This is a genomic window from Paenibacillus sp. GQ49 (genome assembly GCF_059759055.1).
The window spans coordinates 65707-86148 of sequence record NZ_JCAXEL010000012.1; the positions used below are offsets into that span (position 1 = coordinate 65707).

24 protein-coding genes and 1 riboswitch are annotated in these 20442 nt (G+C 48.0%); of the genes, 9 read left to right on the forward strand and 15 right to left on the reverse strand.

Features of this window, described 5'->3' with window-relative positions; all coding sequences use genetic code 11:
* Positions 1-37 precede the first annotated feature (37 nt).
* From AC6CIF_RS20035 to AC6CIF_RS20080, 10 genes are all read right to left on the reverse strand, one after another.
* On the reverse strand, positions 38-811 hold the full coding sequence (locus AC6CIF_RS20035; RefSeq protein WP_076215987.1) for a LamB/YcsF family protein: 774 nt from the start codon (positions 809-811) through the stop codon (positions 38-40).
* Positions 811-1842, reverse strand: a complete 1032-nt coding sequence (locus tag AC6CIF_RS20040) for a 5-oxoprolinase subunit C family protein (RefSeq protein ID WP_498201295.1) — start codon at positions 1840-1842, stop codon at positions 811-813. The genes AC6CIF_RS20035 and AC6CIF_RS20040 overlap by 1 nt, the downstream gene beginning before the upstream one ends.
* Positions 1839-2555 carry a 5-oxoprolinase subunit PxpB gene (pxpB, locus tag AC6CIF_RS20045; RefSeq protein WP_498201296.1) on the reverse strand — a complete coding sequence of 239 codons (717 nt, stop codon included), beginning with the start codon at positions 2553-2555 and terminating at the stop codon, positions 1839-1841. The genes AC6CIF_RS20040 and pxpB overlap by 4 nt, the downstream gene beginning before the upstream one ends.
* A 61-nt stretch (positions 2556-2616) precedes the next feature.
* Complete coding sequence (locus AC6CIF_RS20050) at positions 2617-3207, reverse strand: histidine phosphatase family protein (protein WP_498201297.1); 591 nt, start codon at positions 3205-3207, stop codon at positions 2617-2619.
* Positions 3204-3794, reverse strand: a complete 591-nt coding sequence (locus tag AC6CIF_RS20055; RefSeq protein ID WP_498201298.1) for a DUF1572 family protein — start codon at positions 3792-3794, stop codon at positions 3204-3206. The genes AC6CIF_RS20050 and AC6CIF_RS20055 overlap by 4 nt, the downstream gene beginning before the upstream one ends.
* 68 nt (positions 3795-3862) lie before the next feature.
* On the reverse strand, positions 3863-4192 hold the full coding sequence (locus AC6CIF_RS20060; RefSeq protein ID WP_498201299.1) for a DUF952 domain-containing protein: 330 nt from the start codon (positions 4190-4192) through the stop codon (positions 3863-3865).
* Positions 4193-4243: 51 nt separating this feature from the next.
* Positions 4244-4801 carry a GNAT family N-acetyltransferase gene (locus tag AC6CIF_RS20065; protein ID WP_076253868.1) on the reverse strand — a complete coding sequence of 186 codons (558 nt, stop codon included), beginning with the start codon at positions 4799-4801 and terminating at the stop codon, positions 4244-4246.
* A gap of 28 nt (positions 4802-4829) precedes the next feature.
* Complete coding sequence (locus AC6CIF_RS20070) at positions 4830-5237, reverse strand: ribosomal maturation YjgA family protein (protein ID WP_498201300.1); 408 nt, start codon at positions 5235-5237, stop codon at positions 4830-4832.
* A 4-nt stretch (positions 5238-5241) separates the two neighbouring features.
* Positions 5242-5793, reverse strand: coding sequence for a GrpB family protein (locus AC6CIF_RS20075; RefSeq protein WP_498201301.1), 552 nt, complete (start codon positions 5791-5793; stop codon positions 5242-5244).
* Between the two features lie 379 nt (positions 5794-6172).
* The gene (locus AC6CIF_RS20080) at positions 6173-7279 is read right to left on the reverse strand and encodes an Ig-like domain-containing protein (protein ID WP_498201302.1); all 1107 of its coding nucleotides are present in this window, start codon (positions 7277-7279) and stop codon (positions 6173-6175) included.
* Between the two features lie 179 nt (positions 7280-7458).
* Here AC6CIF_RS20080 and AC6CIF_RS20085 point away from each other — a divergent pair, with 179 nt between their 5' ends.
* Complete coding sequence (locus AC6CIF_RS20085) at positions 7459-7662, forward strand: hypothetical protein (RefSeq protein WP_076253873.1); 204 nt, start codon at positions 7459-7461, stop codon at positions 7660-7662.
* Positions 7663-7890: 228 nt separating this feature from the next.
* On the opposite strand, the gene serS is transcribed toward AC6CIF_RS20085, so the two are convergent.
* Positions 7891-9189, reverse strand: a complete 1299-nt coding sequence (serS, locus tag AC6CIF_RS20090; protein WP_498201303.1) for a serine--tRNA ligase — start codon at positions 9187-9189, stop codon at positions 7891-7893.
* Between the two features lie 388 nt (positions 9190-9577).
* Between serS and AC6CIF_RS20095 the strand changes: the two genes are divergently transcribed.
* A complete protein-coding gene (locus AC6CIF_RS20095; protein ID WP_498201304.1) occupies positions 9578-10813 on the forward strand; it encodes an MFS transporter in 1236 nt (411 codons plus the stop codon).
* A gap of 419 nt (positions 10814-11232) precedes the next feature.
* Here AC6CIF_RS20095 and AC6CIF_RS20100 read toward each other — a convergent pair whose 3' ends face one another.
* Positions 11233-11478 carry a DUF2798 domain-containing protein gene (locus AC6CIF_RS20100; RefSeq protein WP_498201305.1) on the reverse strand — a complete coding sequence of 82 codons (246 nt, stop codon included), beginning with the start codon at positions 11476-11478 and terminating at the stop codon, positions 11233-11235.
* 150 nt (positions 11479-11628) lie between these two features.
* Here AC6CIF_RS20100 and AC6CIF_RS20105 point away from each other — a divergent pair, with 150 nt between their 5' ends.
* The 7 genes from AC6CIF_RS20105 (at position 11629) to AC6CIF_RS20135 (ending at position 17437) form a co-directional block, all read left to right on the forward strand.
* A complete protein-coding gene (locus tag AC6CIF_RS20105) occupies positions 11629-12015 on the forward strand; it encodes a VOC family protein (RefSeq protein WP_076253877.1) in 387 nt (128 codons plus the stop codon).
* A gap of 16 nt (positions 12016-12031) precedes the next feature.
* Positions 12032-12787, forward strand: coding sequence for an NAD-dependent epimerase/dehydratase family protein (locus AC6CIF_RS20110; RefSeq protein ID WP_498201306.1), 756 nt, complete (start codon positions 12032-12034; stop codon positions 12785-12787).
* Positions 12788-12932: 145 nt separating this feature from the next.
* A riboswitch (TPP riboswitch) is annotated at positions 12933-13045 on the forward strand.
* A 220-nt stretch (positions 13046-13265) separates the two neighbouring features.
* Positions 13266-14306 carry an ABC transporter substrate-binding protein gene (locus tag AC6CIF_RS20115; RefSeq protein WP_498201307.1) on the forward strand — a complete coding sequence of 347 codons (1041 nt, stop codon included), beginning with the start codon at positions 13266-13268 and terminating at the stop codon, positions 14304-14306.
* 223 nt (positions 14307-14529) lie between these two features.
* Positions 14530-14820 carry a thiamine-binding protein gene (locus AC6CIF_RS20120; RefSeq protein WP_498201308.1) on the forward strand — a complete coding sequence of 97 codons (291 nt, stop codon included), beginning with the start codon at positions 14530-14532 and terminating at the stop codon, positions 14818-14820.
* Positions 14820-15578, forward strand: a complete 759-nt coding sequence (locus AC6CIF_RS20125) for an ABC transporter permease (protein WP_498201309.1) — start codon at positions 14820-14822, stop codon at positions 15576-15578. Before AC6CIF_RS20120 ends, AC6CIF_RS20125 begins: the two co-directional genes overlap by 1 nt.
* A gap of 38 nt (positions 15579-15616) precedes the next feature.
* Positions 15617-16525 (forward strand): ABC transporter ATP-binding protein, encoded by a 909-nt coding sequence (locus tag AC6CIF_RS20130; protein WP_498201310.1) that lies wholly within the window; start codon positions 15617-15619, stop codon positions 16523-16525.
* Positions 16526-16606: 81 nt separating this feature from the next.
* The gene (locus AC6CIF_RS20135; protein ID WP_498201311.1) at positions 16607-17437 is read left to right on the forward strand and encodes a TatD family hydrolase; all 831 of its coding nucleotides are present in this window, start codon (positions 16607-16609) and stop codon (positions 17435-17437) included.
* Between the two features lie 321 nt (positions 17438-17758).
* On the opposite strand, the gene nfsA is transcribed toward AC6CIF_RS20135, so the two are convergent.
* From nfsA to AC6CIF_RS20150, 3 genes are all read right to left on the reverse strand, one after another.
* Positions 17759-18502 carry an oxygen-insensitive NADPH nitroreductase gene (gene nfsA, locus AC6CIF_RS20140; protein WP_498201312.1) on the reverse strand — a complete coding sequence of 248 codons (744 nt, stop codon included), beginning with the start codon at positions 18500-18502 and terminating at the stop codon, positions 17759-17761.
* Complete coding sequence (locus tag AC6CIF_RS20145; protein ID WP_498201313.1) at positions 18495-19094, reverse strand: TetR family transcriptional regulator; 600 nt, start codon at positions 19092-19094, stop codon at positions 18495-18497. Before AC6CIF_RS20145 ends, nfsA begins: the two co-directional genes overlap by 8 nt.
* A 155-nt stretch (positions 19095-19249) precedes the next feature.
* Positions 19250-20410, reverse strand: a complete 1161-nt coding sequence (locus AC6CIF_RS20150; RefSeq protein ID WP_036673157.1) for a YhgE/Pip domain-containing protein — start codon at positions 20408-20410, stop codon at positions 19250-19252.
* Between the last annotated feature and the right edge of the window lie 32 nt (positions 20411-20442).

The window sequence follows — 20442 nt, forward strand, 5'->3', positions numbered from 1 at the left end:
CAACCTGGTACTACTATTGTTCTGCTGAACATTAATATCATCCAGTGGTATGCGCGGATAACTTAATGCCTTCCGATTCCAACACACGACGAATCTCTTGAGCAAATGCGAGAGCATATGCTCCGTCACCATGGATACAGACCGTCTCTGCCTTAATGGGAACCAACGTACCATCCGTGGATACAACGACTTCGTCTTTCACCATCCGAAGCACTTGAGCAATCGCTTGTCCCGATTCTTCAATGAGGGCCCCAGCTTGGCTGCGAGGGGTTAGCTTACCATCCGCCCCATAGGTTCGATCTGCAAACACCTCGCTCACACTGCGCATACCGATGCGATCCGCGGCGTGAATCAACTCACTGCCCGCCAGACCATACAGATACAGTTCAGGCTGTACTTGAAAGATTGCCTCCACAATGGCTTCAGCAAGCTTCATATCTTCTGCGGCCATATTGTATAAAGCTCCATGCGGTTTTACGTGATGCATTCGCCCTCCACTTGCCCGGACAAATGCATCCAGCGCACCGATCTGATACACCACCATGTCATATGCTTCCCGTGGCGTAATGTCCATACGTCTTCTGCCAAACCCTTGCAAATCCGGCAACCCGGGGTGGGCTCCTATCGCAACCTGATGCTCCAATGCCCTCTCCACCGTCAGCCGCATTGTAGCCGGGTCTCCTGCATGAAATCCACAGGCAATATTGGCTGATGTAATCAAGGGTAGAATGGCCTCGTCCGATAGCGTGCGATATATACCATAACTTTCGCCCAGATCACAATTGATATCCAAGGTTTTCGAGGTATTCATTAAGCGCCCCCCATTCCAGCCATTCTTCTGCGTATCAGCTTATCTATGAGTTGCATATTGATTTCCTGTTCCATATACAACTGTCCGGCTTGATCATGCGTAATCTTTTTAAAAGAAATTTGGGTTCCTGGCCTAGCCTGAGCCAGGATTGGCATATCCACCCGGGCTACCTGTGCAATGACAGGATAACCTCCAATCGTCTGATGGTCTGCCATCAAGATGATGGGCTGACCATCCGGTGGCACCTGCACCGTGCCATAGGTAACGGCTTCAGACAGCCGATCCAGGGGCTGATCCAGCTCCAGTATGGAGCCTTGCAAGCGATAGCCCATCCGATCGGATTGTGGAGAAATCACGTATTTTTCCGCATAGAATTGTGCAAGACTCTCTTGGCTGAACAGCGAACTATCCTTGCTCTCCATCACACGAATAACAGGTTGCCCATAATAGTCAGGTCTTTCACGTTCAGATAAAAGCCACGCAGGCGCCAATATTTGGTGGTCCCGCTCACTCTCCTTTACCTGCTGCTCCATACGCTGCATCCAACCTCGCGCTTCGGCAGAAGGTGCACCATTGGATAACAGATCCCCCACGCGCAAGGCTCGGCCCTCCATACCGCCAAGACCTGTCTTGAGATCTGTACTTCGACTGCCCATCACTTCAGGCACAGCTATTCCACCCGCAATCGCCAGATATCCACGCAAGCCATGACGACATTGACCAAACTTCAGTACACTTCCAGCCCGCACCAGCACAGGACGCCACAAAGGTACAGGCAGATGATCCACCGTTGCTGTCAGATCGGCTCCACATAATGAGACTAGCTGGCTCTCCTGAAATCGAAGCTCTGGCCCCGTCATCGTCATCTCCAGTACTGCCGCATGTCGGGAGTTGCCCACAAGCATATTGGCTGCTCTGGCTGCAAAGGTGTCCATGACCCCGCCAGGATGAATACCATACCGGCGATAGCCGGTTCTGCCTTCATCCTGAACGGTAGATAACAGACCAGGGCGAATCACTTCAATACTCATCGTTCGCCCTCCTTCCGCTTCAACGCCAGATAGTCCTGCATCGTAATCTGTTTGAATCGAACCCGATCACCTGCTGCCAGCAAACTCGGTACATTCTCTTCCGGCCGAAACAACCGGAGTGGCGTTCGACCAATACATTGCCATCCACCCGGTGTATCCACCGGATAGATTCCCGTCTGTTTGCCACCAATACCTACTGTACCAGCCTCAACCCGAAGCCTCGGCGTTGCCCGTCTGGACGTAGCAATCTGTTCAGACAACCCGCCGAGATACGGAAAGCCTGGTGCAAATCCAATCATATGTACGAGATAATCCCCGGATGTATGAATCGCAATAACGTCTTCTGGGGTCAGTCCATGTTCATTGGCAACGTAGTCCAGATCAGGGCCCCACTCGCCACCGTAACATACGGGAATCGTGACCGTTCTGGGTTTGTCTTGTATGGATTCCTTCATTTGATTCAACTGCTGAAGCAGAATCCGGCATAACTCGGGGTACGGGGAGATGAACGGATCATAAAATAGCGTGACGGACGTATATGAAGGTACCCATTCGATCATGGCTGGCAGAGTGCTTTTTTCCAGCAAAGCACATACAGACATCACTCTGCGCTGCACAGCGTCAGACAAATGATCTCCGCACTGGATGATAACCGCTGCCTCACCCAGCGGAGATAAAATCTCCTCCGTCCATGCATACGTCTGTTTGGTCATGTGCCATCTCCCCTTTTGTCCACAAAGTTTGCTAGCGTTTTAACGTCAAAGCATCCATCTATTAAGACTCCCTGGACGAATCCAAATGCACGCTGCAATTGTACAGTTCGCATTGCCACGTATCATCTTTCTTGGCAATCCGGGTAATGGATGTGTTGGACAGCTTCACGCTGATATCCAGTTCAGGCACCAGACCTCGCAGTGTATTCCGCAGGACGGCCCCGTGACTGACAACGATCACTCTTCCATCGGGGTGCTGCTGTACAATATCTTCAAGCACCGCACTGCCGCGAACAGTCCCTGCATCTGCAAGCTCACGTCCCAGATCCAGCGTGCTCCAATCCGCTCCCCACTTGGCTAACCGTTCCTCTTCCGTCGTTCCTTCGACCTGTCCTCCGCCCATCTCGCGAAGTCTAGGGTCCAGATGAATCTCCTGAATGCCCAAGCGATCACCGATGATGCGAGCCGTCTCACTTGCACGTTCCAAGTCACTTGCATAGATGGCATCCCAGGATTCTTCGGCCAGTCTCGCGGCAAGTAATACCGCCTGTTCCCTGCCATCCTGATCCAGCGGATTATCCGTCTGTCCCTGCGAACGTTTTTCCTTATTCCAAGCTGTGCTTCCATGGCGAATCAATGCAATTTGAGTCATTGTTGTTCCTCACCTTTTTCTATATGAAGTTCATCTTCTGTAAAATGTTTGCGTGCCTTCGGCTTGGCAAATTTGCCGCCATTATATTGAGAAGATCCGTTTCTCGGAATCGAGAGACTGTCCCAAGCTGTTTCTTTAAGCATTTTCGCGGCAAATACAATCTGCCCGACATGATACGGATAATGTGCCAATTGCCGAATAATAGCCTCCATCACGGTATGACCTTCATTCCGAATATATATGATATGAGACAATTGTTCCGGGGTAAATGAACGAATGGATTCGAGTAGACAATTCCAGCCTTCCTCCCATTTGGCGAGCAACTCTTCCCGGGAAGAAATATCATTCACGAACTCGGCGTCCCGTTCACGCCACGGTTTCTCACCATCTGTTGTCAGTACATCCGTCCAACGGGACAGCATATTGCCCCATAGATGTTTTACGATTACCGCAATGCTGTTCGCGTCTTCATTCCAGGATTGAAACAATTGCTCGGAATCCAGTTGTGCCATGGCTTTTTCCCCGAGTTGCTTGTAATACAAGAATTGTTTCTCGGCTGTCTCCAGAAAAACCTGATTCATATCCATCCGTTAACCACCCTTCGGAAAAGTATGTTGTCCCCTGATCATGTTCAAACAGAAGCGTCACATGTTATTTATTCAGGAAATGAGAATGTCCCGTCTGCATTCGGTTCAAATGGAATGACTTTGCGAACCGCATCCAGATTGAGCTCTCCATAGATATGTGGATAGAGTTCATTCAATTCGTAGAGATCCTCATACACCAGTTCCGGCTTCAACGCCTTCTCATCAATACTAAGTAATAACAGATCTGTGCGCCCTGCATAATATTCCCCGGCTACCCATGGGATCTGTTCCTTGGTGGAACAATGAATGAATCCGTCTGTCTCCAGGCTATCTGGTGCATACTCAGTCCCTTTTGACACTTGCTCCCACAACGAACGGGAAATAATACTATAGATCATGGTTCCGCCTCCTTCAATTTCTGCGATGTACCCTATGTGTCATTGGAAGTATTATAGATCATCCCGGATACGGGAGTACAATTTTTGATCCGTAAATACTCCTTTGATCTTCAACTGTTTGCGTAACAAACCTTCGTACGACATGCCCAGCTTCTCCATTACACGTGCAGAGCCTATGTTGCCTGCATTACATTTCCCATCCAACCGATTGCAGTCCAATTCCTGAAAGCAATAATCCACGATGGGTTGCATCGCTTCTGCTGCGAGCCCCTTACCCCAGTGACTGCTGGCTATCGCGTACCCTAGTTCAGCACTCTGCATGGGTTCGTTGAGATGAAAAATGCCACCCCTCCCGATCAAGGTCCCTGTTTCCTTTAAAACAAAAGCCCAGATATGTACCGTTTTCCGTTCATAATTATCCAGCACCCGCTGAATATATTGAATTGAATCCTCCACCGTCTCATGGCAGTTCCACAAGCTTTGCTGACTCACTCGCGGATCAGAGGCAAACGCATAATATTCATCAAGATCATCCATCGTAAGCCGCCTCAGTTTTAACCGCTGTGTTTCGAATTCGGGCAATTCGGCAAAAAGTTTTTCTACATTCATGCAGCACACCTCCATGATTCACTTGAGTTCATGATCCAGCCATCTTATTTCTCAGGAAATAACGATCTATCATAACCATGCACAGAATACCGACCGTATATCGAATCAGATCGATCACCAGAAAACCATGTCCCAAAATAAGAGCACCTAATACGGTAGAGCGTATCTCAATCAGCCAAGGCGTATGAATCAACTGCGAGAACTCAATCATCCAGCTGAATACACAGCTCAAACACATCGCCCATACCAAGCTGCGATGAGGCCACACCATGCGTACTCCGAAATAAATCATGCCCGCCCAACATGCATCTCCGAAATGTTCATGCACCCAATCCGGCAATCGATCACCAAAGTGTCTGGATGCGAGTCCTGCCGCCATGGTCATCATGACTGCGAAGAAATAGATCAGCCTGTCTTTGATAAGTACGCTTTTCAATCAATCACACGCCTTCATCAAGCACTTGTAAAATAAATTGCGTTTTGGCAGCGGTATACGATTCCCTATCTTCCTTGTTCTCATCAGCAAGCTTTGTCTTCAGGAAAGCGTAAGCTTCCACCAGATCTGGGCGTTTTCTCAGCACATCCCGAAACCGAATTTGACGATCCCAGCGTTCTTCTCCCGGGCGCATCAGATGAAGGTGTACAGCTCTCTTGCCATCCTTAACCCTGACCCAGAATCGTCTGTACTCCCGTCCATCCAGTTCAGGCGGAACGTAGTTCCAGCCCAACGGATTCAGCTGATCCGCAATCAGATCCATGTCATCCCATGACTGTACCTCTGCCATCAGATCAATAATGGGCTTGGCGGGTAACCCTGGAATGGACGTGCTTCCGATATGTTCGAATTGATGAATATTAAACTGCTCTAGAAGACGTTTGAGTTGCCGGATTTCATCCTGAGCCTGCGCATCCCAATTGGGGTTGGCCGGAGCAATCTCTACCGACTCTGTCGCCCAGGCAGGCCAATTTTCCGGTTGCAATGGATCTGTCATTCAGGTATCTCCTCTTCACCAAGACATTTTAAATGGTAACCTTCTTTGTATTTTTCATAGGTGCTTTGCTTCATGCGCTCAATCGTAGTGCTCCGTTGAAATGTAAGTGTGGAACTTAGGGATACAAGAAGATATTTCAGGTAAGCCAGATCACTAGAGTTAGACTCTGAGCTTATAATCGAAGCTTTCATTTTCATCCCATCCCATCCCATCCCGTTATATTGTTGTTCTACCAGAAGGCTTCCAGATACATATTTCTATATATCCAAAAAGGAGCGTATGTCTACGCCCCTAGTTGTCTGTTACATTGATGATTTTAAAGATGTCATGTACTGAAACTAACTTTTGATTCATGCAGGATGCTTCATTATATGAAGATTTATTTTACCGTCACAGGGATCGTCACTTTTTTGTTGCCCCACTTTGCCGTGATAGACGTTTTACCTTTGCCTACAGCCACGATCTTGCCATTTGTTACTGTCGCTACGCCCGGCTTTGTGCTGCTCCACACCGCACTGTTGGTCACAACAGTGGTCTTGCCCGTATCATACTGTGCCATCACACTCAGCGTTGTACTTCCCTGTGGGGACAAAACCAGTTTTTTCTGGCCTGTAATCAGCTTTTTGAGCAAAGGTACAACGGTAACCTCTGCCTTTATTGTCTGATTTTGATAAGTTCCTGTCAAGGTGGCTTGTCCCTCAGTCAGCGTCTTGACTGCTCCATTTTTCACGATAGCTACATTTGTATTGGAAGAGGTCCATATCACTTGTTTCGAAAGGTTGATCGTTTTGCCGTTTGCGTAGGTGCCGATCACCTTCAACGCTTTGGACTTCTTGATGTTCAGCTGCATAGTTGCAGGGGTAACCTCGACTTTGGTAATCTCGTCCGTTACTGCAACGGGGACTTTCACAATCGTTGTTCCGTATTTGCCTTGCAGCAATACTCTACCGGGTGTAATGCCTTTGATTTTACCGTTTTCCAGGACAGCCGAAGAAGTGGATACGGACCATACAATCTCAGACGTCACATCCTCTTCCTTACCATTCGCACGGGTAATGCTTACTTTCGGAAGGGTGCTTTCACTGCCTTTAACAAAACTGTAGGATTTCGGTGAAGCTTTGATGCTTTTGATCTTCTCCTGAACTTGGACAACCAACTGAGCTTTAGCCCCGTCTACCTGTGCAAAAATGGTTGCTTCGCCCGCGGCCACGGCCTTGACTTTACCTTTCACCATCGTCGCAACTGTTGCATTGCTGGTGGACCATGTGACACCTTCGGTAACATCCTGTTTGTTATCAAAACCTTCTACGGTTGCCATCACCTGAAGCTTAGCTGTCTCGGAAACGCTCATCTTCTGCGGGCTGCTATTGGTAATTTCAATCGATGTCACGTCACCGGTAGCCGCCAAAGCCAACGAAGGGACCAGTACGGTCAATGCAATCATTAGAGCAAGTGTGCCTCGAAGCGCCAGTTTGATTCTATTCATTTCAATATCCATCTCCCATAATCCAATATTTTACTTCTATTATATTATATCGGATACGAATTGCATAAAGTTGAATGTCGTAAGTGAGAGTCTTGGAACAATTCATGATTTTCATTGTATAATATGGGAAGGTCACGTAATACTGTTTTAATAAACCTAAAAAATGGGGTGGGATATGTATGATCGAAAAGAATTTGCTTGATATGGTTTCACCTAAAAATAACCGTAAACGTATGAAAGCTATCGTCACTTCGACATCCACCAAGATTCGTCCTGAAGACGAAATGGTTCTATTGATGAAAACAGCCCGCAATCGTTTCAAAAAAGCCCTTGAATCTGGACAAATTGAAATCATTAACGAGCGTGAATGGAAGCTGCGTTAACATTTAAGAAATAACTTTATTTACTTACATAAACGAAGAAATTTTAATCAAAGAAGTAAGCTATATCTGAGGTTCAGGCACTTACCAGATCAGTTAAATTCAGCACAAAATATTAGGAGATCGGTTCGTTAAATAGTGTTACCGTTTAAAAGGGGATGTCCATCGTCACATACAACATGACGTGTGGAACATCCCCTTTTTGAATTACTAAAGCGTTACCTAACCTCTCTACTTCACTGCATCCTGCTCTGGCAAAATCAAGCTCTCTGCCCCGCCCATATAGGGCCGCAGGGCTACCGGAATGTGAATGCTTCCATCCTCCTGCTGATGATTCTCAAGCAACGGTATCAGGATACGCGGCGATGCCACCGCCGTATTATTCAGTGTGTGACAATACGCCAACTTGCCTTCGGCATCCAAGCAACGAATATTCGAACGCCGCGCCTGAAAATCATGCAGATTCGACGACGAATGCGTTTCTCCATATGCACCGCGGCTTGGCATCCACGTCTCGATGTCATACTGTTTGTACGTTTTCTGCGACATATCCCCGGTACATACAGCGACAACACGATACGGCAGTTCCAGTAATTGCAGCAATTCTTCGGCGTGTCCTGTAATCTCTTGCAACATGCGCTCCGATTCTTCCGCATCAGGGGCACAGAGAATGACCTGCTCAACTTTGGCAAATTGGTGCACACGATACAATCCGCGTACATCACGTCCGCCGGAACCAACTTCACTGCGGAAACACGTCGATACCGCGGCCAGCTTCACAGGCTCTTGAACATCGACAATTTCATCCGCATAATACGAGACCAGCGGCACTTCAGAAGTTCCCACCAGCCACTTGTTCTCCCCTTCGAGTTCATAGACCTGATCTCGACCAGTTGGGAAGAATCCGGTATTCACCAGTGCATCCTCCCTGACCATCAGCGGTACCTCCATCGGTGTAAACCCATGCTTCAGCAGCAGATCCAGCGCAAGTTGCTGTACTGCCCGATGTAATAACAGACCAGCGCCTTTTAATACATAACTTCGCGTACCACCAATCTTAACTCCACGGGGAATATCGATGAGATCATGCAACTCCCCAAGTTCCACGTGATCTTTGGTGTTATACTCGAACGTTGGCACCTCTCCCACACGTCGAAGCTCTACATTATCCGCATCCGACGTGCCTTTCGGGGTATCCGGTGATACGATATTGGGTACTAGCCATTGCAGCTTGGTTACCTCCTCCTGCACAGGGGCGAGCTTCGCTTCCACCTGTTCCAACTGTTCATTGATCTGTTTCACCTCAGCCCGCAAACCCTCGGCCTGTTCCCGATCCCCAGCTTGCATGAGTCTGCCAATGTCTGCAGATAACGTATTGCGCAATCTGCGCCCTTCTTCCGATTCCTGTAAAAGTGCTCTGCGTTCCTCATCCCGCTCCAGCAATGTGCGAATGCTGATATTAATTTTTTTCCCGTCTGCTGCGGCCTGAACCTCTTCTGCATGTGCCCGAATCCATTTCATTTCCAACATGGTCACCGTCTCCTTTGGCTGTAAAAATACAAAGAGCGCCCTCATCCCTTGGGACGAGGAGCGCTCTGCTCGCGGTGCCACCCAACTTGCTGAATCAGGATATCCTGCTTCCAGCCTCTTGGTCCGCGATAACGGGCGGTTCCGGTTAACTTGGGGAAATATCGCTCCCCTGGCGAAAACGCCTCCGAGTTGGATGCTCTTCAACGGCATGGTCCGATCTGTAATTGTTGTGTCTCAGTATATACGAACGTTAGACCAAATTGCAACCTCCTGTATCGATCCGGAATTCATGGCACAACGTAACATGCCCTGTTATGATAGACTTTGTCTTCAAGATGGAGCTTTATTGTGATCCTCAATTTATGTATATAAGTAGAAGGAGTTCTTTATGAAAAAATTACTTTGGATCGGATGTCTGTCCTATTTCCTGATTGGACTTGCCCACGTTGTGCTCGGTTCCATTCTGCCGGTTGCACTTGAACATTATGGCAAAGATTATAGCCAAGGCGGAACGCTGATCTTCGCTCAATTTGCCGGATTCCTGGGTGGTGTATTGTTATCTCCATGGCTGAACAGACGCTTTGGTAAACGGGGAGGCCTGTTAATCGCCACAGCACTGCTCTGTATCGCAGAATTAGCCTATATGCTGCTGCCACCATGGGGCTGGATGTACGTCATCGCACCCGCAGCCGGCTTTGGATTCGGAATGGTTGAAGCTGTTATTGGAACCATTATCATTGCGGCAATCAAAGACAATACAGCCGTTGCCATGAGTCGACTGGAAGTGTTATTCGGGATTGGGGCGATGGTCATGCCGCTCATTGCCAGCGGTCTGATTGCTGCCGGATACTGGCGTCTCTCCTTTCTCGTTGTTGCGATCTGCGCAGCGCTGACCTTTGTTTTCTGGGCAAAAGGATCATTTGGTGAACTTGATAGGTTTCTGGAGCGACATAGTTCAAATCACACTTCCGTAAATACGCACTCTGCTGGGACATCAGGTGAGATGCATCCCGCATCTGCAAGTACATCCAGTCCAACCTATCGTGGCCGTAACAGAACTCTTCTGGTATTATTCGTCCTGTTCTTCTTCCTATATGTTGGAACAGAGATGAGTCTTGCGAACTTCATGCCAGCGATTCTGATTGAGAAAATGAACATGAAGGAAGCCGGAGCAGCGCTTAGCGTCACCTGTTTCTGGATTGCCATGTCTGTCGGACGACTCTTCGCCGGGTATATCGCAGAGAAATTTCAATACCGAGTCTATGTCCTGTACAGTTGTCTTGCTTCTGTTCTCTTATTAATGGTATTTCCATTTACAAACCAAATCTGGTCTGCGTTTCTCATCATCTTGCTGCTTGGACTTGCGATGTCAGGCATTTTCTCCATTGCCCTTGTCTTCGCCAGTAAACTGCTGCCCGGAACAGAAGAATCCACACCCAGCATTTTGATTGCCTCAGGTGGGGTTGGCGGTGCCATTCTGCCTTTGACTACGGGATGGAGTCTTGATCATCTGGCGGTTAATCAGTCTGCATGGATGCTTGCGATCTTTGCAGTTGGCCTGCTTGTCATTAGCGTAATCACGTATCAATGGCAGAACAAACATATAGTGAATTCTGCGAATTAACAGTTCTGTGTTGATCCAGTCCTGAGGATTAGAAATACCTATTAAAGAGATTGAGATGTCCACCGCCATAACCTGACGGTGGACATTTTTTTGTAGCGTTACTTTGTATAAAGAACCTAGCACACGTTATTTATCTGCATTTTAGGATATTTGAAATCTAACGAATCCTAGAGACGTTATTATAGATAATTATCTCAAATTCAAGGTCTCGTTGCAGTTTTTTATCATAATAACCCGCTGAGATTCGTTAGATTTTTTATTCCCTAAAAATTGGCCTAATAAGATGTTCTCGATTCGTTAGCGCTGTAATCGTGGTGGAAAGTATCCTATCTTTGCCTCAGATCACCTTTCATTACAGGTAAGAATACGATCTATTCATTTGCACACGATTGCCCAGGAAATACTTAGGGCCAGCCGAATCACACACTTTTGTTAACGACAGGCATTACGGGCCCGTTATCCTTGATGAATTTACCGAATACATATCGGACGAGCGGTCCCAGAATGATTAACTGATATGGAAGCGCAAGGCTGAAGTTACGAGCAATGGTATGGAGATACGTACGGAGTACGGATGACCCACTTAATTGATCAGCGAGATATGCTGAAACCATCCCATACAAGGACATGATCAGAACCATGCCAATCACCATAAAAAATGACATAACGAGCACACCCAAACTCTACATAAGTGAACATTTCGTGAACAATTATGATTTTTCCAATTTAAAATTGGATTTGACAACCATGTAGTACAGCCCTATGATATCCCTTAAAATGGTAGAAACATTCACTACATAAGGAGGTTTTTGATTGTGAGTTTTCAAAAGCGCATTGACCACGTCGGCATTGCCGTTCGTGATCTGGAGACCACGCTGCGTTTCTACACGGAGATCGTTGGTCTTGAATTGAAAGACCGGGTAACCCACACCAACGGCGTCATTCAGCTCGCCTTTCTTGGCTTCAATGGAAGTAACGAGACTGAGATTGAGTTAATTCAAGGATACAGCGACAAGCTGCCTTCCGAAGGTACGGTGCACCATTTTGCGATCCACGTGGATGATCTTGATTCTGAGTACAAACGCATTCAATCCACCGAAGCCGAATTTATCGATGGAGAGATTATCACACTGCCTAACGGTTACCGCTATTTCTTCATCTATGGACCTGAAAAGGAATGGATTGAGTTCTTCCAGCGCTAAGAAATGGAGTTGATTTATGAACATTTTAATTACCGGCGCAGCCGGAAAAATTGGACGTGACTTGTCCCAACACTTGTCAGAGGCATTTCACCTGAGACTAACGGATTTAAATATCGACAGACTGCATACGTATCAAGGGACCGGCCATGAGATCATCACACTGGATGTGACAGACCCCGAAGCCTGTCAGCATGCTTGCGAAGGCATGGATGTGGTTGTACATCTGGCTGGAGATCCTTCCCCGAATGCCGGATTTTATGAATCGTTGTTGGACATCAATATCAAAGGTACATTTAATGTATTCCGTGCAGCTAAAGACCAAAGTGTACGAAGAGTCATTCTTGCAAGCAGTGCACAGACGATTGAGGGGTATCCCATTGATGCTCAAGTCTATCCGGACATGCCAACACGTCCACGGAATTTGTACGGGGTTAGCAAATGTTTTGGAGAATCGCTCGCTTCCTATTTTGCGTATACCGAAGGTTTACAAAGTGTTGCGGTACGTATAGGTGCATATGATGATTTTCAACCGGACGGACCAGTGCTGGAGGCAAGGGATATGAGCGCGTATATTAGTCCAGCTGACTTGTGTGATTTGATGTTCAAAGCAATTACAACTACCGATCTGGAACCCTTCACCATACTGCATGGGATCTCGAATAATCGGTTTAAACGATTAAATCTGGAAACCACTCAGAAACAGGTAGGTTATGACCCAAAATCCGATGCTTTTGCACTCAGTCAGATTGCCTTATATGATTCCCCACGATAATTATTGAAAATAACACATCTAAACAGGCTGATATACATATGTATAACGGCCTGTTTGATAAGTTCATACGTGTCCCCATCCAGTTCCTGACTGGACACGTTCCACCCGCTGGCCTATAATTACACCTAGTAATGCCCGTAACTTCATAGTTTCCCAGGGGAGTCGGAATTGGCCGGCTGAGAGTGTATCCCACCAAGATACTAACCCTTAGACCTGATCTGGATCATGCCAGCGTAGGAATCGGAGTATATCGAAATGGCACAGCCCTATGGCTGAACGCCACCTCTCTAACGCCTGCACGCGTCCCGGAATACGGGACGCTTTTTTAATGTTCTTTTATATAGCCAGAGAGCTAAAAAAGTGACGTTATCCAGATCTCAACTGGTATAAATCTTTCGATTTATGCAAGATGATTGGATATGAAGCCAAGGAGTACCCCGTGCCAATCGGCCGGACATACCGAAGGAGAGAACCACAGATGAAATGGCGTAAAACGATGGGATTGTTGCTCTTATGCGTGCTTATGGTGACTGTAGCCGCATGTGGTGGCAAAGAAGCTGCCCCAGCTGGGCAGAACGGCAACACAAATACGGAAAGCAGCAACGAAGGTAACACTGCCGCCCTGAAAGATATTAAAGTGGTGCTCGACTGGACACCAAATACGAATCACACAGGCCTGTATGCAGCTGTAGATCAAGGTTTTTACAAGGCCGAAGGCTTGAACGTGGAGATTGTACAACCAGGTGCCGGTGGCGCAGATACAATGGTTGCCTCGAATGAAGTGCCTTTTGGCGTAAGTTATCAGGAGAGTGTAACTCAAGCCCGAACACAGGGTGTTCCATTGGTCTCCATCGCAGCAGTTATTCAGCATAATACATCCGGGTTCGCTGCTCCGGCAGATCGGAATATCAAGTCACCGAAAGACTTTGAAGGCAAAACCTATGGCGGTTGGGGTTCCCCAGTCGAAGAAGCCGTGATGCAATCCATTATGGAAGGCGACGGAGCCGATGTATCGAAAGTGAAAAACATTAACATGGGTGACGCTGACTTTTTCACCGCAGTGAAACGGGATATTGATTTCGCGTGGATTTTCTACGCCTGGACGGGTATTGAAGCCGAACTGCGCGGGGAACCGATCAACATGTTATATGTGAAGGATTATTCAGATGCATTGGATTACTACACACCTGTCCTCGTAACCAACGAGCAAACGATCCAAAACGACCCTGAGTTGGTGAAAGCATTCCTGAAAGCCACTTCCGAAGGGTATCAATATGCGATTGATCATCCCGAAGACGCAGCGAATATTCTGATCAAGGCCGTACCGGATCTGGATAAAGACCTGGTACTGGCAAGCCAGAAATGGCTTAGTCCGAAATACACGGATGATGCCCCTCGCTGGGGTGAGCAAAAGCAGGAAGTATGGCAGAACTACACGGACTGGATGTTTAGCAAAAAACTGCTCGATGAACAGATCGATGTGAGCAAGGCATATACGAACGAGTTTTTACCCCAATAAAATTCTCATATAAAACGAACTTGATATTTACATGAGGACGGAGAGGACAGAAATAACGTGAAAAAGCGAAGCGCTCGCCTTTATCACCGGATTTTCCCTTAGAGAAAGGGAATCAAAAAAATCTGGGGATAACAGCGATTGGAGGGTTATTCTGTCATCGAAGTGGCAAGTGTAACAGTCATTAGTTCAATTTATATATTTTCGAAAGGAGCCGTGATCTCTCATGGCAAGCACACTACTTAGCATTCAGGTTATTCCGAAAACGCCAAATGGCGAGAACTCTTATCCTTACGTAGATCGCGCCATTGAAGTTATTCAGCAATCCGGCCTGAAATATCAGGTGAACGCGCTCGACACCACGATGGAGGGGGAACTAGAGGAACTGCTGGAAGTTGTCCGTAAAATGCACGAGGTACTTGTGGAGGCTGGCAGCCCAAGCATCATCTCCCAGATAAAAATCGCCCATAGCCCTAATGGGTTCAGCATGAATACCCTGACGGAGAAGTATCGCTAATGCCTGCCTATTTCAAAAGTGTATGGCCGCCCTTTGTGGCGGTTATTCTCTTTATAGCGATATGGCAGGGAGCCGTCTCTTTCTTCCATATTGAGAAATGGATGCTGCCTGCACCGTCCGACATCGCCCGCGAAGCGGCAACCCAGGCCGAACGACTTGGCATGCATGCCTCCGCAACCATTCAGTTAACGCTGATCGGATTCGCCGCTGGAACAGCGGTTGGATTACTGATTGCGATGGTGCTACATTTAGTCCCTTTTCTCAAGTCAGCCCTGTATCCTTTACTTATTCTTAGTCAAAATATCCCAACCATTGCGCTCGCACCGCTCCTGTTAATCTGGTTTGGATTCGGGCTGTTGCCAAAGCTGATTACCATCATCCTCGTCTGTTTCTTCCCCGTTGCAGTGGCGGCCATGGACGGCTTGACCCGTACAGATGCAGCGATGATGAACTATATGCGCATGGCTGGTGCGAAACGTCACCAGATCTTCTGGAAGCTGGAGCTTCCCCATGCGCTACCATCCGTGTTCTCCGGTGTCAAAATCGCCGCTACCTATAGCGTGATGGGCGCCATCATCGCCGAATGGATTGGTGCAGACAAGGGTATTGGTTATTATATGATGCTGCAAAAGTCGGCTTATCGCACCGATCGCCTATTCGTGGCGATCATGATTATTGTCGCGCTCAGCTTGCTGCTCTTCCTGTTCATTGCCCTACTGGAGAAGCTGCTCGTGCGCTGGCGGCCACAGAAGCGGTAGTAAAGCATGTAATCTGTATATTAGGAAGTGATGACCATATGAATCGGCAACAGGACGAACAAGTCCAGCCTGGACGAGGAGCACACGCAATGGAGCCAAAGCATGGTGAAAAGCTTCACCCGGCTACCCCTGATCGACCTGCTAATACGACTCCTGCTCCGGTTCCACCTGCACTGGACGTTGTTAATGTTCATGCATCATTCCGTGAAAGGCGGAGCAGGTTACCGGTTCTGAACGGCCTGTCCCTGACTGTGGAGCAAGGCGAGTTTGTCGCTATCGTTGGGCCTTCTGGCTGTGGCAAAAGCACCCTGTTCCACATCATCGGCGGTCTGCTGAAGCCACAGGAAGGCCAAGTGCTTATGAACGGTCAGAATGTAACGGGACAGCGTGGCAAGATTAGTTATATGCCTCAACAGCCTGCTCTTTTCCCATGGCGTACCATTGAAGATAATGTACTACTTGCTGGTGAAGTAGCTTCAAGCGCTCCTCCTCGGGCTGAAGCTCTTGCGGAAGCTCGTAAGTGGTTAAGCAGCGTGGGTCTTGCCGGGTTTGAGCAAGCATACCCTCATATGCTGTCTGGCGGAATGCAGCAGCGTGCTGCATTTCTGCGTGCCCTGCTCAGTCCGCAGGAACTCATGCTACTGGACGAACCTTTCAGCGCGCTGGATGCACTGACACGTAGCGACATGCAGCGCTGGCTGCTCGATATCTGGGAACAGAACCGCCGCTCGGTGCTGTTCATCACCCACAATATCGAAGAAGCATTGCTGCTTGCGGATCGGGTCTATGTGTTATCCAACCGACCTGCAACAGTGTTGCACGAGGTACATGTTCCTTTTGATCGCCCAAGACGAGAAGAAATTACGGAGGAATCCGCTTTTCTGGAGCGTAAACGGCAGATTGCACAGTGGATGCGAGAAGAACAGCAGAAAGCCCGCCTATCATAATAGCGCGGGTTTTTAAGTTATTATTTTCCTTTAATGGGTGATCCGCCACAAGAAATTCTGCGTAACATAGTTAGAATATAAATGAACACAAGGAGGAATTCCCTCGTGCATTCTCAAGCTTTTGCACCATTAATTGATGCTCACATTCACTTCGATCAGTATACCCCTGACGAACAACGCGAGATGCTGTTATCTTTCCCGTCTCAGCAAGTCGAGGCAGTCATTGCCGTGTCCATGAATCTCGCTTCTGCCCAGGCCAATCTGGAGCTTGCAAAACAACATCCACGTAACATCTATCCGACCTTCGGTTTCCATCCGGAACAGGAACTGCCGTCCGTTGCAGAAATGGACCTATTCTTCCAATGGATTGAGAAGCATATGGGACAAGCCATAGCCATAGGAGAAGTTGGTCTTCCCTATTACAACCGTCTGGAGGCTGAGCAGGCAGGACAGCACTTCGATCAGAGCGAGTATATCGAACTGCTCGAACGTTTCATCCAGCTCGCCAAAAAGCACAACAAACCACTTGTCCTTCATGCGGTATACGAAGATGCGGATATCGTCTGTGATCTACTGGAGCAGTATCAGTTCCGACGTGCTCATTTCCACTGGTTCAAAGGTTCTCGCGAAACCGTGAGGCGCATGGCGGACAACGGTTATTTCATTTCCTTCACGTCGGATATTCGGTATGAAGAAGAGATTCATGAACTCGCCCGGCAATATCCATCAGAACAAGTGATGGCCGAGACCGACGGACCTTGGCCCTTCGAAGGACCATTTCAGGGACGAATGACACACCCGGCCATGACCAGACAGGTCATCCAGGCATGGAGTGAAATCACCGGCATGGGAACCGAGCGGGCCGCCCGTCTCTTTTATCAGAACACAAAGCGTTTCTATGGCTTAACTTAATTACAATCAGGTAGTAGCAAGCACACTCGCTTGTCCTGCCAGCACAGCACAAAGAAGCCAGTCGGCTTCGCTACCCGACTGACTTCTAATTTACTATATATATCAGTTGAACTAACCAGTTACACAAGAACGTAGAGAACAGAAATAACCTGAGGAAGTAGAGCGGTCGCCTAAAAGCTTTCTGAAAGAAAGCTACTTCGGAAGCATACGTTATAACCAGATTTTCACCTTCACAAAATGGGATCAAAAAATCTGGGGATAACAGCGATCGGAAGGTTGTTCTGTCATCGGAGTGGCAAGTGTAACTACCTTCAGTTCAACTTAACGCTTCAAGAATCCTTTGCCTTCCAGGAACGGTCTTACTTGCAACCGTGTCGGCTCAGTCAGGCGCTTCGCCATCAGTTCCGACCATGGAGTCGTTCTTTCACCGTTAGTCCGTGCTTTCATGTACGCCGTCGTTGTCTCATCATACTGCTCAACCCCTTTGATGCTCTGCTCGGCATTATAGCGATTGCGATGCAGAACTGCATTAAGTGGCAGACGTGGCCGAATTCCCGTTTCCTGATCTGCAACACCAATGCACATGCCATACACCGGATATACCCCTTCCGGCAATCCCAATAACTCAGCTACTTCCTCAATCCGGGTACGAAGCCCGCCGATATATACAATTCCGAAACCAAGCGACTCTGCTGCAAGAGCGGCATTCTGGGAAGCCAGAGCAGCATCAATTGTGGCTACCATGAAATTCTCGGTTGAATCGGCATACGATTCCTTCTCAGGAAGATGACGTTTCGCAGCATCACTCAGCCGATACAGATCAGCACACCATACGAGAAACACCGGACATTCATTGACATAGGCCTGGTTGCCTGCCAATTCAGCCAGCTTGGCTTTTTGCTCTAAGTCAGTCACAGCAATTACGGTATAGGCTTGCACACTACTTGAAGAGGAAGCCATCTGCCCAGCCGCTACGATGGCTGCAAGCTGCTCATCACTTACCGGGTCTGGTTTGAACTTGCGTACAGAGCGGTGTTTCATCATCAACTCAATGGTTTCATTCATGGTGGTTCACTCCCAATCCTCGAAGTACGAACTCAATTGTCTGCTCAGCGAGCTCGTCTGTATTCATATCCTGATAATCAAAGCCAAATCGTGAATTTTTGGCTCGTTTGTGCGCCAAAGCTACACCCATAACCTGAAGCATCGCATAAGATACGGACTCGACCTGGAACACCCCCTGGTCTTTTCCTTCTTGCAGGAGTTCCCTCACGCGGGTCCAGACGGGGTCTAGAAAACGAAATACGGTAGCTGTGCGATGTGTACGCAGTGTAATTTCAAGCTGCACAATATCACTCATCTCCCGATCCGTCATCGTGAACTTCACAACTTCACCAATAATTCGGCGGATACCTTCCACAGGCGAGGACACGGACTCTTCAGCCAGCGCGTTCATCATATGCCCTGGGAAGAAATGCTCAAATAATGCTTCGAACACCTTTTCTTTGCCGCCAAAATGATAAGACACCAGCGATACATTGGCACCTGCCTCATCACATATTTGACGAACACTCGTCCCGTCATACCCTTGCTGTGCAAAAAGCTTCTTAGCTGCAAGCAATATCCTCGTTTTGATATCCAACTCCGGTTCCGTCATTCCGTCCCGCTCCCTCTTGTCCGTTCATCTCATTCGCTCTAGCTCAAGAACTGTAGCCAGCGAATCATCTGTCTATTATATTACACCAAGCACCCCGATGAAAATCATCGGGGTGCTTGTCCTATCCTATGATGCAATGGTATACATCTGCTGTATTAGTTGTTTGCTTGAGCAGGGCTTGGAGCCATAGCTGGCATGCGTTGTTTTTTCAACAATGTCACGACCAGTGACAACGCAACGGCAACCAACAGCACAATCACGATAGAGCCCGCAGCAGACTGAACTCCTGGGCCTCCCAACTGCACGCTCAGAATACCCTGAACGGCGTATGTTGCAGGCAGGTACTGCCCAATGCCGCTATAGAAGCTGTTCAGCAATTCACGCGGTACCATTGCACCGGAAGATACCAGTTGCAAGGACAGTGAGATGATGTTGAACAGACTTCCTGCTGGTCCGAAGCAGATCAGGAAGAACTGGGAGAAGAACATGAACGTGCACAGGAAGAGCGCCTGGAACAACCAGAATGCAACGAATCCTTGTGCAATCTGTCCTCCCAGTGCCACGATCAATGATGATCCCAGCAAGGAAACAACCAATGCAGAACCCACGTTAATGACTACTCTCGCGCCAAACAAAGTCAATCGGGAATAGGTAGATGACAGCATACCCATAGCTGTCTGGAGGTTCATCCCCATGATCATGGCACCTACATAGGAAGCCAGTACCATCATCATCGGCACCATCTGATTATTCATCCCGTTAACCGGGTTGATGGACGTTGTCGTTCCTTCCACTCGGGTAGTCAGGTTTGTAGCGGCTTCAGCAGCCTGATCGGCAGGTGCACCTGAAGCGGTCAACACCGTCTGTACCCCTTGTGCTGTAGCTTGTTTGTTAATCGTGTTTGTCACACTTTGTGATACACCTTGCATCATGCTTTTAATCGTAACCGGGTTTGCTTCATTAATGGTGTATTTAATCTCGGCGGTTGAGCCAGCCGTCTGAAGCAATTCGTTAAATCCAGCCGGTATATCCAGCACCATGTGTACTTGGTGATGATTCAGCTGGTCCAACGCTTCAGCCGCACTCAGATTGGATACGGTATGGAAAGGCAGTGTTCCTGCGAGCGAATCTGCGATTCCTTTGGACATTTCGCCGTCCTCATTCACAATCGCAACCGTCAATTCTTTCGCACGGTCATTTACTCCAGAATATGCGGTCATCCAGATCACGCTAAAGATCACTTGGAACATAAGTGCTGTTACGATCCCTACAATCACTGGCGGTTTTTTAAACAATGTACGTAAAGCCTGTAACATAAAAGGTGTCCTCCATTACTCAAATAGTTCTA

Bases quoted from the DNA above. Each gene is read 5' to 3' on its own strand.
- AC6CIF_RS20035 (WP_076215987.1), bottom strand. From the start codon at position 811: ATGAATACCTCGAAAACCTTGGATATCAATTGTGATCTGGGCGAAAGT.
- AC6CIF_RS20040 (WP_498201295.1), bottom strand. From the start codon at position 1,842: ATGAGTATTGAAGTGATTCGCCCTGGTCTGTTATCTACCGTTCAGGAT.
- pxpB (WP_498201296.1), bottom strand. From the start codon at position 2,555: ATGACCAAACAGACGTATGCATGGACGGAGGAGATTTTATCTCCGCTG.
- AC6CIF_RS20050 (WP_498201297.1), bottom strand. From the start codon at position 3,207: ATGACTCAAATTGCATTGATTCGCCATGGAAGCACAGCTTGGAATAAG.
- AC6CIF_RS20055 (WP_498201298.1), bottom strand. From the start codon at position 3,794: ATGGATATGAATCAGGTTTTTCTGGAGACAGCCGAGAAACAATTCTTG.
- AC6CIF_RS20060 (WP_498201299.1), bottom strand. From the start codon at position 4,192: ATGATCTATAGTATTATTTCCCGTTCGTTGTGGGAGCAAGTGTCAAAA.
- AC6CIF_RS20065 (WP_076253868.1), bottom strand. From the start codon at position 4,801: ATGAATGTAGAAAAACTTTTTGCCGAATTGCCCGAATTCGAAACACAG.
- AC6CIF_RS20075 (WP_498201301.1), bottom strand. From the start codon at position 5,793: ATGACAGATCCATTGCAACCGGAAAATTGGCCTGCCTGGGCGACAGAG.
- AC6CIF_RS20080 (WP_498201302.1), bottom strand. From the start codon at position 7,279: ATGAATAGAATCAAACTGGCGCTTCGAGGCACACTTGCTCTAATGATT.
- AC6CIF_RS20085 (WP_076253873.1), top strand. From the start codon at position 7,459: ATGATCGAAAAGAATTTGCTTGATATGGTTTCACCTAAAAATAACCGT.
- serS (WP_498201303.1), bottom strand. From the start codon at position 9,189: ATGTTGGAAATGAAATGGATTCGGGCACATGCAGAAGAGGTTCAGGCC.
- AC6CIF_RS20095 (WP_498201304.1), top strand. From the start codon at position 9,578: ATGAAAAAATTACTTTGGATCGGATGTCTGTCCTATTTCCTGATTGGA.
- AC6CIF_RS20100 (WP_498201305.1), bottom strand. From the start codon at position 11,478: ATGTCATTTTTTATGGTGATTGGCATGGTTCTGATCATGTCCTTGTAT.
- AC6CIF_RS20110 (WP_498201306.1), top strand. From the start codon at position 12,032: ATGAACATTTTAATTACCGGCGCAGCCGGAAAAATTGGACGTGACTTG.
- AC6CIF_RS20115 (WP_498201307.1), top strand. From the start codon at position 13,266: ATGAAATGGCGTAAAACGATGGGATTGTTGCTCTTATGCGTGCTTATG.
- AC6CIF_RS20120 (WP_498201308.1), top strand. From the start codon at position 14,530: ATGGCAAGCACACTACTTAGCATTCAGGTTATTCCGAAAACGCCAAAT.
- AC6CIF_RS20125 (WP_498201309.1), top strand. From the start codon at position 14,820: ATGCCTGCCTATTTCAAAAGTGTATGGCCGCCCTTTGTGGCGGTTATT.
- AC6CIF_RS20130 (WP_498201310.1), top strand. From the start codon at position 15,617: ATGAATCGGCAACAGGACGAACAAGTCCAGCCTGGACGAGGAGCACAC.
- AC6CIF_RS20135 (WP_498201311.1), top strand. From the start codon at position 16,607: ATGAACACAAGGAGGAATTCCCTCGTGCATTCTCAAGCTTTTGCACCA.
- nfsA (WP_498201312.1), bottom strand. From the start codon at position 18,502: ATGAATGAAACCATTGAGTTGATGATGAAACACCGCTCTGTACGCAAG.
- AC6CIF_RS20145 (WP_498201313.1), bottom strand. From the start codon at position 19,094: ATGACGGAACCGGAGTTGGATATCAAAACGAGGATATTGCTTGCAGCT.
- AC6CIF_RS20150 (WP_036673157.1), bottom strand. From the start codon at position 20,410: ATGTTACAGGCTTTACGTACATTGTTTAAAAAACCGCCAGTGATTGTA.